14 protein-coding genes are annotated in these 11,888 nt (G+C 37.5%); 13 read left to right on the forward strand and 1 reads right to left on the reverse strand.

The genetic code is table 11. The annotated features are described in order from the left end of the window. Window positions 1–10: 10 nt before the first annotated feature. The 13 genes from JV16_RS11875 (at window position 11) to JV16_RS11935 (ending at window position 11,652) form a co-directional block, all read left to right on the forward strand. The gene (locus JV16_RS11875; protein WP_042535981.1) at window positions 11–241 is read left to right on the forward strand and encodes a hypothetical protein; all 231 of its coding nucleotides are present in this window, start codon (window positions 11–13) and stop codon (window positions 239–241) included. A 139-nt stretch (window positions 242–380) separates the two neighbouring features. Further along, window positions 381–779 (forward strand): hypothetical protein, encoded by a 399-nt coding sequence (locus tag JV16_RS11880; protein WP_042535983.1) that lies wholly within the window; start codon window positions 381–383, stop codon window positions 777–779. Between the two features lie 308 nt (window positions 780–1,087). Continuing rightward, window positions 1,088–1,828, forward strand: coding sequence for a YveK family protein (locus JV16_RS11885; RefSeq protein WP_042535985.1), 741 nt, complete (start codon window positions 1,088–1,090; stop codon window positions 1,826–1,828). Between the two features lie 28 nt (window positions 1,829–1,856). Next, window positions 1,857–2,519 carry a CpsD/CapB family tyrosine-protein kinase gene (locus JV16_RS11890; protein WP_042536006.1) on the forward strand — a complete coding sequence of 221 codons (663 nt, stop codon included), beginning with the start codon at window positions 1,857–1,859 and terminating at the stop codon, window positions 2,517–2,519. A 131-nt stretch (window positions 2,520–2,650) separates the two neighbouring features. Continuing rightward, window positions 2,651–3,415 carry a tyrosine-protein phosphatase gene (locus JV16_RS11895; RefSeq protein WP_042535987.1) on the forward strand — a complete coding sequence of 255 codons (765 nt, stop codon included), beginning with the start codon at window positions 2,651–2,653 and terminating at the stop codon, window positions 3,413–3,415. 281 nt (window positions 3,416–3,696) lie between these two features. Next, on the forward strand, window positions 3,697–4,440 hold the full coding sequence (locus JV16_RS11900; RefSeq protein ID WP_042535989.1) for a hypothetical protein: 744 nt from the start codon (window positions 3,697–3,699) through the stop codon (window positions 4,438–4,440). Between the two features lie 94 nt (window positions 4,441–4,534). Then, window positions 4,535–5,416: a UTP--glucose-1-phosphate uridylyltransferase GalU gene (gene galU / locus JV16_RS11905; RefSeq protein ID WP_042535991.1), complete on the forward strand. Its 882-nt coding sequence runs from the start codon at window positions 4,535–4,537 to the stop codon at window positions 5,414–5,416. 24 nt (window positions 5,417–5,440) lie between these two features. Beyond that, entirely contained in the window at window positions 5,441–6,121 is a 681-nt protein-coding gene (locus tag JV16_RS11910; protein WP_042535993.1) for a sugar transferase, read from the forward strand. A gap of 23 nt (window positions 6,122–6,144) precedes the next feature. Further along, on the forward strand, window positions 6,145–7,086 hold the full coding sequence (gene fcl, locus JV16_RS11915; RefSeq protein WP_042535995.1) for a GDP-L-fucose synthase: 942 nt from the start codon (window positions 6,145–6,147) through the stop codon (window positions 7,084–7,086). A 16-nt stretch (window positions 7,087–7,102) separates the two neighbouring features. Continuing rightward, window positions 7,103–8,182 (forward strand): GDP-mannose 4,6-dehydratase, encoded by a 1,080-nt coding sequence (gmd, locus tag JV16_RS11920; protein ID WP_042535997.1) that lies wholly within the window; start codon window positions 7,103–7,105, stop codon window positions 8,180–8,182. Window positions 8,183–8,478: 296 nt separating this feature from the next. Then, a complete protein-coding gene (locus tag JV16_RS11925) occupies window positions 8,479–9,165 on the forward strand; it encodes a CatB-related O-acetyltransferase (RefSeq protein ID WP_004577792.1) in 687 nt (228 codons plus the stop codon). Further along, the gene (locus JV16_RS11930) at window positions 9,131–10,498 is read left to right on the forward strand and encodes a lipopolysaccharide biosynthesis protein (RefSeq protein ID WP_004577791.1); all 1,368 of its coding nucleotides are present in this window, start codon (window positions 9,131–9,133) and stop codon (window positions 10,496–10,498) included. The genes JV16_RS11925 and JV16_RS11930 overlap by 35 nt, the downstream gene beginning before the upstream one ends. After that, window positions 10,495–11,652, forward strand: a complete 1,158-nt coding sequence (locus JV16_RS11935; RefSeq protein WP_042536000.1) for a glycosyltransferase family 4 protein — start codon at window positions 10,495–10,497, stop codon at window positions 11,650–11,652. Before JV16_RS11930 ends, JV16_RS11935 begins: the two co-directional genes overlap by 4 nt. Here the strand turns inward: JV16_RS11935 and JV16_RS15325 are convergent. Next, window positions 11,629–11,888, reverse strand: a 260-nt coding sequence (locus JV16_RS15325; RefSeq protein WP_042536424.1) for a transposase, incomplete at its 5' end; no start/stop codon positions are given. The genes JV16_RS11935 and JV16_RS15325 overlap by 24 nt on opposite strands.

Below are 11,888 nucleotides of genomic sequence, written 5' to 3' on the forward strand. Positions count from 1 at the left end.
GAGACAAACGATGAAAACGAAATGGCTACTCAAATTGCTTAGCGCATTCATCGCCATTATGGTCGTAACGGGCTGCAATAACGATGATACAGACAACGAGGTAAATAACCAAGAAGAAATGCAACCAGGTGAAGACACAAATGAAGGCGCTGGCGACGATGAAAATGACGCTGTGCCAGATGAAGAAGATGCTGTTGAAGATGCAGAGGATATGAACGATGCTGACAATACGGACGAATAAAACGTAAGAGGTTTCCTCTTGCGTTTTTTTATTCTCTTCCTTCCTATAACCGTTAGTATAGTTATAAAAAAACTTTGTCAATACACGCTTTTTTATGATACATTAACGGTTGACGATAATCATATGGAGGGTTTTATACATGTTAAAACAGCTTCCTCATCGCATGAAGATGAACATGACGCTATCGATTAAAAAAGTGTTTGAACGATATATGGCAAGCATCGGCTGGGATGAAACAAAATACAATGCCGCAACATTGATGGAACAATGGCGCCATTATTTATACAATGAAGCGGCATGGTTTAACGAATTAGATGATACAATGAAAGCAAACCCACACTTTCATGAACAACTTGCTGAACGTATTAACGAAATTATCGACCAACTCGTCAACGAACCTCCAACCGATGAACAAATCGCAGAAATTAACCGTCTCGTTGAACGTCTTAGTATCGATGATTTCCCATATGGCTGTAAGTTAGAAGCAAAATACCATATCGAACGTCTACAACAAGAGCTAAAAAAAAAGAAAAGCTAACGAAACGGGCGAGCGAAAAACAACGAAAGCTAGCGGAAATTTTATATTATCAAGCATATGAACGTCCGCTTCCAGAGAGTGACTATACGGTTGCTGAAATGAATGATATGATTGCACAAGCAAAACAAATCATTATGCAAGAAGAAAAAGACGAAGAAATCATTCACTAATCGGCAGTATGTGGAACTGCCGGTTTCTTTTTCGTGGAAACAATTTGACAAAAAAGGGTGGAGGAAAGGAGCTATTTGTCGTTATAATGAATCTAGTGAATGTTTTTGTCGAAAATATGTGTTTTATAGGAGGACGTTATGGAAGAGACGATCAGCTTACGAGAACTATTTCAAACGTTGCGCAAACGTGCCTGGCTTATTATTGCAATGACCGTCATCGCAACGATGACAAGCGGGATCGTTAGCTATTTTGTGTTGACGCCAATTTATCAAGCATCGACGCAACTACTCGTAAATCAAGCGAAAAGCGAACAGCCGATTTACAATATTAGCGAAATTCAAACGAATTTGCAGCTCATTAATACGTATAACGTCATTATGAAAAGCCCAGCCATTTTAGATATCGTCAAAGAAGAACTCGATTTAAATATGCCGATTGAAGAGCTCAATGCAAAAATTAACGTCACAAGTGAAAAAGACTCGCAAGTCGTGAACGTAACAGTCGAAGATCCCGATCCGTATATGGCGGCTGATATTGCCAATACCGTTGCAAGCGTATTTCAGCGTGAGATCGTGAAAATTATGAACGTTGATAACGTCAACATTTTAGCGAGGGCAGAAGTGAAAGAGCAACCTGTTCCGGTGAAACCAAAGCCGCTACTCAATATGGCGATCGCTTTCGTTGTCGGTATGATGACAGGTGTCGGTTTAGCATTTTTACTTGAATATTTAGATAACACGATTAAAAACGAACAGGACGTCGAGAAGTTGCTTGAGCTACCTGTGCTAGGAGCTGTCACAACAATTGATGAAGAAGGAAAAGAAGCAAAAGCGTTACAAGCGAAAAAGCAAGTAAGAGGTGAGACGGTTGGTTCTTAAAAAGAAAAAGCAAGTATTTGAGCGGACGATGCGCTCACTCATTACAAAAACAAACCCGAAATCGCCAATTTCTGAGCAATATCGGACGATTCGAACGAACATTCAATTTTCTGTCGCTGATCGTCCATTGCGCTCGATTATGGTCACCTCCTCTGCCCCTGCAGAAGGAAAATCAACAACCGTTGCCAATTTAGCGGTCGTTTTTGCCCAACAAGGAAAAAAAGTGCTTCTTATTGATGCCGACTTACGTAAACCGACAGTCCATTATACGTTTCGAAAAGATAACTACATCGGTTTAACGAACGTATTAACGAAACAAGCTACACTTCAAACAGCGGTGAAAGAAACGGATGTGGAAAACTTATTCGTGTTAACGAGCGGTCCGATTCCGCCAAACCCAGCTGAGTTGCTTGGCTCAGCCACAATGGAAGAACTATTAGCGGAAGCGTATGATCAGTTTAATGTTGTTCTTTTTGATACACCGCCCGTTTTAGCGGTGACAGATGCGCAAATTTTAGCGAACCAATGCGATGGAACGATTCTTGTTGTCCATAGTGGAAAGACAGACATTGAGGCCGCGCAAAAGGCAAAAGAACTCCTTTTAGCGGCGAAAGGAAAGCTATTAGGTGTTGTATTAAACCAAAAGAAGCAAAAAGAAAGTAGCTATTATTACTACTATGGTAACAAATAGACAACATTCGACAAAAATTCCTATTGTCTCCTTCTATTTTCCTATGCTACTATAAATTACATGAATCTAGTTGTCGAAAGATGATGAAATCCGCCTATTTTTGGCCGATATAAAGGGAGAGAGGGGTTTGCATGATTGATATTCATAGTCACATTTTACCATCTGTCGATGACGGAGCGAAGACGTTCGATGACGCCATCGAGATGGCGAAAGCGGCGGTTGATGAGGGGATTACGACAATCATCGCAACCCCTCATCACCGCAACGGCACGTTTGAAAATGAGAAACAATCGATTATTGAGCACGTTTATGCGTTAAATGAGGCGTTGCAAATGCATCACATTCCCCTCTCTATCTTACCAGGACAGGAAGTGCGCATTCATGGGGAACTGATGGATCATTATCACGATGGCGATATTTTGTCGCTTGCGGAAACGAAGTATGTGCTTGTGGAGCTTCCAAGCAACCACGTTCCACGCTATACGGAGCAGCTTCTTTTCGATATGCAACTGCAAGGGCTTGTTCCGATCATTGCCCATCCTGAACGAAATAGCGAGCTGATCGAACATCCGAACAAGCTATACGACCTTGTGAAAAAAGGGGCATTAACACAGCTCACTGCCGCAAGCGTCGCCGGAAAGTTCGGGAAAAATATTAAAAAGTTTTCACTTCAAATGATTGAAGCGAATTTAGCTCACCTCATCGCATCTGATGCGCATAACACAACAACGCGCGCCTTTCATTTACGCGAAGCGTACGATGTCATTCAAAAACAGTTCGGCTCGCAAGCTGTTTATGTGTTTCAAGAGAACGCACAGCTGCTTGTTGCGGACGACGCGTTGTATAAAGATGCACCAGAGCGAATTAAGAAGAAAAAGTTTTTCGGTATTTTCTAAGTTTCATCGTTTCCTATACATACCATGGAATAATTGTGCATTGCTGATTTCGAATGTTTGTCGATATCGGCTTTTCTTTTCGGTGATGTCTCCTTACCATTATCAACGGAGGCACTCGGCCGTGCTGTGGGTGGGGACGATGACGGTCCTGCCACCTTAGACGCCTGTCGTCAATGGTGCGGTGTGAGGGCGGGTTAGATGCCCAATGCTAACCTTGTTTTTTTATTTATGTCTCTTTTTTGCCATGTTATAATGAGGGAAATGGTAAAGGAGGGATACAAATGAGCCAAGAATTAAAAGCTTTGCTTCGCTCTGTGTTAAAAGAAGAACTGCAACCGATTCATGAACAATTAGAGCGTGTTGAACAAACACAACAAGAGTTGCAACGTGGTCAAAAAGTATTAGAAGCGAGTGTTGCTCAAATTCAGCAAGAAGTAGCAGAGCTACAAGTAGGTCAGCGAGCATTAGAGAGCACAGTTGCTCAAATTCAACAAGACGTCGCACAGTTACAAGCAGGCCAACAAGCATTACAACAAGACGTCGCACAGTTGCAAGCAGGCCAACAAGCATTACAACAAGACGTCGCACAACTGCAAGCAGGTCAACAAGCATTGCAACAAGACGTCGCACAGTTACAAGCAGGCCAACAAGCATTACAACAAGACGTCGCACAACTGCAAGCAGGTCAACAAGCATTACAACAAGACGTCGCACAGTTACAAGCAGGTCAGCAGGCATTACAACAAGATGTTGCACAATTACAAGCAGGCCAACACAAGCTAGAAAACGATATGGTCGATATGAAACAATCACTCGGAAATATGGAACGGACGCAAGAAAAGATTCTCGAAGAGCTACGCATATCAAAAAACAACCAGCCACTAGTCATAAATGATTTGACAAACATAAAAAAATCAATGGATGTGACGGTTGCTTATTTGCAGCGTAGATCCGATGTCATATTTGATAAAATGATTGAACATGAAAAAGAAATTTTAAATTTAAAAACACGTCTACCAAACTAACTCCCCACGGGAGCTATTTTTTTGTACATCGACGTATGTGTTGTGCATATATAACATGTACGTGGGTGTACAGTTTAGGAAGCGAGGGATCTATGTGAAGAAGGTACGAAAAGCGATCATTCCAGCCGCCGGACTCGGCACACGATTTTTACCAGCGACAAAAGCGATGCCGAAAGAAATGCTTCCGATCGTCGACAAGCCAACGATTCAATACATCGTCGAAGAAGCGATTGAATCAGGCATTGAAGACATCATTATCGTCACAGGAAAAGGAAAACGCGCAATTGAAGACCATTTCGACCATGCGTTCGAGCTCGAACAAGCTTTACTAAAAAACAACAAACACGACTTGCTTGAAAAAGTAAAAGAGCCATCGAAAGTTGATATTCATTACATTCGCCAAAAAGAACCGAAAGGACTTGGCCATGCCGTCTGGTGCGCCCGCAAATTTATCGGCGACGAACCGTTTGCGGTGCTGTTAGGCGACGACATCGTCCAAGCCGATACCCCTTGTTTAAAACAGCTCATGAACGAGTTTGAACAAACGCATAGCTCGATCATCGGCGTCAAACAAGTTGCTGATGACGAAACGCATCGATACGGCATTATCGATCCACTTGACAAAAAAGGACGACGCTATCAAGTGAAACAATTCGTCGAAAAGCCAGCGCCAGGCACTGCACCATCGAACTTAGCCATCATGGGTCGGTACATACTTACGCCAGAAATTTTTCTCTTCCTAGACAAACAAGAAACCGGCGCCGGCGGCGAAATCCAGCTTACCGATGCGATTCAAAAGCTAAACGAAATCCAACGCGTCTTTGCTTATGAGTTTGAAGGAAAACGCTACGATGTAGGGGAGAAGCTTGGGTTTATTCAGACGACGATTGAGTTTGCGATGCAAGATGAAGAGTTGAAACAACATCTCATTCCGTTTATGGAGCAGATATTGCAAGAAGCGAAAGTGAAGGAATAAAAGTTTAAAGGGGGATGAAGGGAGTTGGCGCAATCAGGCAATGTTGCTAGTATACAAGCCCAACAAAGATATACTCAACAAGTGATTGTTAACGATAAAAAAAGTTATTTAATTGCTAAACGAACAATGGACATTATCGGAGCCATGATCGGATTAATTTCGTTATCTTGGCTCTTTCTTATTGTCGCCGTTCTCATAAAGCTAGAAGACCCAAAAGGTCCAGTGTTTTTTAAACAAATACGAGTTGGAAAAGACGGAAAACAGTTTTATATGTACAAATTTCGCTCGATGGTGACCGATGCGGAAAAGAGATTGAAAGAATTACTGAAGTATAACGAAGTGTCAGGTGCCATGTTTAAAATGAAAAACGACCCACGCGTCACGAAAATAGGGAAATTTATTCGTAAGACAAGCATTGACGAACTACCGCAACTATGGAATGTATTAAAAGGGGATATGAGTCTCGTTGGACCGCGTCCTCCTCTCCCAAGAGAGGTTGAGCAATATACGGAATATGATAAACAACGTCTCCTTGTAACTCCAGGATGTACAGGCTTATGGCAAGTAAGTGGCCGAAGCAATGTCGGCTTTAAAGAAATGGTCGAATTAGATTTACAATATATTCGTAACCGATCGATTCTTTTAGATGTTAAAATTATTTTTAAAACGGTATTTGTTTTATTTGGTTCAAAAGATGCATTTTAATAGAAAGATGAGGGAAACAGCAAATGAACAAAGATGCAAAAATTTATGTCGCAGGCCACCGCGGTTTAGTCGGTTCTGCGATTTTGCGAAAATTGCAGGCGGATGGCTATACAAATCTTGTCTATAAAACAAGCCAAGAGTTAGATTTAAGAGACAGAAATCAAGTAGACCGATTTTTCGAAGAAGAAAAACCGGAATACGTCTTTCTTGCCGCAGCGAAAGTTGGCGGTATTGTTGCCAACAATGAATATCCAGCAGACTTTATCCGTGACAATTTAATGATTCAAACAAATGTCATTGATGCGGCATATCGCAATGGTGTAAAAAAGCTGTTATTCTTAGGAAGTACATGTATTTATCCGAAATTTGCTCCACAGCCGTTAAAAGAGGAATATTTGTTAACAGGCGAATTAGAACCAACCAATGAACCGTATGCCATTGCAAAAATTGCCGGCATTAAGATGTGTCAATCATACAACCGTCAATACGGTACGAAATATATTTCCGTCATGCCGACGAATTTATATGGTCCAAACGATAATTTTGACTTACATACTTCACACGTACTACCTGCGCTCATTCGCAAATTCCATGAAGCAAAAGAAAACAATGCCCCATATGTCGAAGTATGGGGAACAGGAACGCCAAGGCGCGAATTTTTATACTCTGACGATTTAGCCGATGCTTGCGTCTTTTTAATGAACAACTACGAAGGCAATGAAATTGTCAATGTTGGTGTCGGCGAAGATATTTCTATTAAAGAACTAGCGGAAAAAATTAAAAACATCGTTGGCTATAAAGGCGAGATTAAATTTGATACAACAAAACCAGACGGTACACCTCGTAAACTAGTGGATGTATCAAAAATCAATGCATTAGGCTGGAAAGCAAGCATTTCATTAGAAGAAGGATTGCAAAAAGCATATCAATGGTTCTTAGATAACGTAGCAGTGAAAACGAATTAAACAATTGGAGGATACAATGAAACGAGCGTTAATTACAGGGGTTACAGGACAAGATGGATCTTTTTTAGCTGAATTTTTATTAGAAAAAGGTTATGAGGTACATGGCATTATTCGTCGCAGCTCTTCCTATAACCAGGAGCGTTTAGAAGATATTTTATCACCGGAAGAAGCGGAAGCGTTAAAAAATAATAAAAATTTTCATTTACACTATGGAGATATTACGGATACATCAAATGTTATCCGTTTAATTAGTGAAATTCGTCCAGATGAAATTTATAACTTAGCAGCACAATCACACGTTCGTGTCTCTTTTGATATGCCAGAGTACACAGCAGATGTAGATGCGTTAGGTACATTACGTATTTTAGAAGCTGTACGTATTTTAGGATTAACAGAGAAAACACGTATTTATCAAGCATCAACATCTGAATTATACGGAAAAGTCCAAGAAGTTCCTCAAAAGGAAACAACACCATTTTATCCGCGTTCTCCGTATGGTGTTGCAAAATTATATGCATATTGGATTACGAAAAACTACCGTGAGTCGTATGGTATGTTTGCAGTCAATGGCATTTTGTTTAACCATGAATCAGAACGACGCGGTGAAACATTTGTAACACGTAAAATTACATTAGCTGCAGCACGAATTGCTCAAGGTAAACAAGATAAATTATACTTAGGTAACCTAGACGCACTTCGTGACTGGGGATATGCAAAAGATTATGTAGAATGTATGTGGTTAATGTTGCAGCATGATATTCCTGAGGATTTCGTCATAGCTACAGGAGAGATGCACTCTGTACGGGAATTTGCGACTTTGGCATTTAAATATGCAGGTATTGAAATTGAGTGGCAAGGTGAAGGTATAAACGAAAAAGGTATTGATAAAGCCACTGGTCGTGTATTAATTGAAGTAGATCCGAAATATTTCCGTCCGGCAGAAGTAGACCAATTATTGGGAGATCCAACAAAGGCAAAAACTTTGTTAGGCTGGAACCCAACAAAAACTCCGTTTGAAGAGTTAGTTCGGATTATGGTGGAAGCGGATATGAGGAAGGTGGAGAAAGAAGAGAAGGTTAAGAGAATGTTTGACTAATAAACTAATAATAAACTAATACATTGGTAAGTATTTTCTATTATTTTTAGTCTGTTAATTATATTTTCCATAATTATAAATGCTAAAATCAAAATATCCACCCTCGAAAAACAGAAAAAATGTGCATAGGATACTCTTCAACAACTTATGGAAGGAAAGCGCATTTATTTATTTTCCCCTTCCACATAAACAGGGTGTTTTCTGGGAAAGAAAACACCCTCTTCATGTTGCTTTCTATCAAATTAACTAGCGATGGGCTGAATAGCTACAAAGTAAGTAATTTTAAGGTGAAGTTTATGAAAAAGCTTAAGAGGAAGTTAAAAATAAAGCTATTTAACTGGATAAATAGAAACAAAAAAATAATTATTCATGATGATGTATACTTTAACAGCAAAACATTTTTCGGGGGGAATAACATTATATATAGTGGTTGTCAAATTAATGATTCTTCTATAGGATACGGTACGTATTTATCTCACAACTGTAAATTTCCAAACTCAATTATAGGCAAATTTTGTAGTATAGGTGAAAATAGTAGAGTTGTATTTGGACAACATCCAGTTAATAAGTTTGTAAGTACTCATCCTGCATTCTATTCTACAAAATGTCAAGCTGGATTTACTTATACTAATATTGATTTATTTCAAGAACATAAATATGCGAATGATGAAAAAAAATCGGTGATTATCGGCAATGACGTTTGGATTGGACAAAATGTATTAATTATGGAGGGGGTAAAAATAGCCGATGGTTCAGTGATTGGAACTGGTGCAATTGTAACGAAAGATACGGAACCATTTAGCATTAATGTGGGAATTCCAGCAAAAAAAATAAAATATCGTTTTAATGAAGAGGAGCGTCAATTCCTACTTGAGTTTAAATGGTGGGATAAAGACGAAGATTGGATTATAAAAAACAAAAACTATTTTGAGGATGTACGTTTGTTCTATGAAGAATTTAGAAATTTTAAAGATCAAAATTAATAGAAATGATTCACTTACATCGTTAGTTAAAAAAAATGCAATATATTCATTGGCTTTAAAAATACTATCAATGTTGTTAAGTTTTTGGAGTGTAAAAGTAGCTTTTGATTTTACAGGATCACAACAAGTTTATGGATTATGGTTAACCATATTATCGGTAATTAGTTGGCTAGCTCTACTAAATGGTGGTATGGGAAATGGTTTGAGAAATAAACTATCGCATTCTCTAGCAACCAATAATTATAAAGATGCAAAAGCTTATGTATCTACTAGTTATGTTGTTATAACGTCAATATCTATTGTTTGTATAATAATTTTTATGTTATTTACTTGTTTTTTTGATTGGAGAACATTATTTAATGCTAATTATATATCTAAAATAGAATTCACAGCATTATTTTCAGTTGTTGTCGTCTCTTATTTTATGCAATTGACTTTATCAACTGTAAACGCTGTTTGTTTTGCATTTAATCACTCTACTTTGCCCTCACTTTTTACTTTCTTATCAAATATTATTTATGTTTTAAGTTTGTATATATTAAAACATCTTGGTATTAAGGGTTTCTTCGTACTCGGACTAGTTTATAGTATTTCTATATTAGTAGTTTTATTTATCGCAAATATATATCTTTTTTCTGGACAATATAAAGAGATTAAACCAGCTATAAGTTTTTTTGAAAAAAAATATATAAGAGATTTAATGGGGAACGGAGTAAAATTTTTTCTTTTAGAAATTTCTGCAGTAATTATTTTTACAACTGATAGTATGGTCATTACTCATGCAGTAGGTAGTGAAGAAGTAACAATTTATCAACTAGTTATGAAGTTATTTAGTATATTCACAACAGTATCGGGGACAATAATGGTTCCACTTTGGTCGGCTTTTACACATGCATACAGTAAGGGAGATATAGAGTGGATAAAAAAAATAATGAGAAGGATAATTTTGCTCTTTATTCCGCTAATTAGTGGGGTTTTTATATTTATATTATTGGTAAATCCTTTATTAAAAATATGGATTGGCAATGGGGTAGTTGCACCTACTAATCTAATAATTATAGTTGCGATTTATGTAGTAATTAATATATGGAGTAATATATTTGCATATTTTTTAAATGGGGTAAACAAGATTAATGGGCAACTATTTACAGTAGGACTTGGAGCTATATTGAATATTCCGTTATCTTTGTATTTTTCAAAATCATTAGGCTTAGGTTCTGTTGGCGTAGTACTTGGAACGATTATTTGTTTGTTGCCATTTTCAATACTAGGTCCGATAAATACTTATTTAATAATAAATAAAGCTACCAAGAGCAAAGAGGTGTATAGATGAATATAGCTTTTGTTACTAATTTAAGGGCACCATATAGAACATTACAATTAAACGAGTTTAGTAAAATAAAAGATGTGACATTAACTGTTTATTATACTGACAAGCCAAATAAAAACAGAGATTGGAATACTAATAAAGCAATTGGATATAGAGAGGTAGATTTAGAAAGTTATAAATTATTTGAAAAATTCGGGTATTTAAATAAGGGATTAGTTGAAATAGTAAAGTCACATGACTTATTAATTTTGGGTGGATATGAGAAACCAACATATATAGTCCTTAGTATTTTGTGTAAGATTTTAAAAAAGCCATTTATACTCCTTTTCGACGGCATTAGTACATACAGGTTAGACAAGAGAGAGAGTTTTTTGAAGAGACTTATTAAGAGTATTGTAATAAAAAACGCTAGTTTTATAATGGGAAATGGTAATGTAAGTAAGCGATATTTTAGTGAGTTATTCTCTTATCCTATTGAAAGGATATATAACCAGTATTTAACTGTGGATACAAAAAGAATTGAAGTTTTATACAAAGATAGAGCAAAATATAGAAAGATATATAGAGAAAAACTAGGAATAAAACAAAATGATAAGGTATTAATATATTCTGGAAGATTAATTGATATAAAAAATGTCCGGATAGTTATTAATGCTATAGCAAAGTTAAAAAAAGAAAATCTGGTATTTTTAGTTATAGGTGGAGGCATATTGGAAGACGAGTTGAGGCGATATGCAGAAGAATTAAATGTTAATATGATAATTACTGGCTTCTTACCTGATCAAGATGAGGTGTTTAAGCATTATTTTGTAGGAGATGCAGTAATATTGCCTTCTATTGTGGAACCCTGGGGGTTAGTTATTAATGAAGCACTAGCTGCGGGATTACCTGTAATCGTGTCTAAACATTGTGGGTGTGCGAATGATTTAGTAGTACATGGGGAAAATGGATATCTAGTTAATCCGTTTGATGTGGATGAAATATCTAAATATATAGAAAATGTGATATATATAGATGATAAAGAAAAATCTTCAAAAAAGTCAAAAGAGATAATATCAGAGTGGACATTTGAAAACTCTAGAAAAAGTTTAGAAAAAATGGTTCATCACCAAAAGATGTACTTGCACCTGCCATTAAAGTATGTTAGTCGTTTCTAACCGAACCCGTAATGCAAAACGCTGGATATTTCTGTATCCATATCCCCGACGTTTGATCAGCTTGATCTTGTTATTCGTTCCTTCCATTTTCCCATTCGAGTAAGGGGATAAAATGCAAGAAACGATTTCTTCTGTTCGCTTGACGAGCGCTTTTGCAATCGCGCGCACAACCGAACAAGGACAAAACGAATACCGATGAATCCAAGACTCCAAACGTCGTTTCGCCTGTTGCTCGT

This window comes from Anoxybacillus ayderensis (assembly GCF_000833605.1).
Taxonomy (GTDB): domain Bacteria; phylum Bacillota; class Bacilli; order Bacillales; family Anoxybacillaceae; genus Anoxybacillus; species Anoxybacillus ayderensis.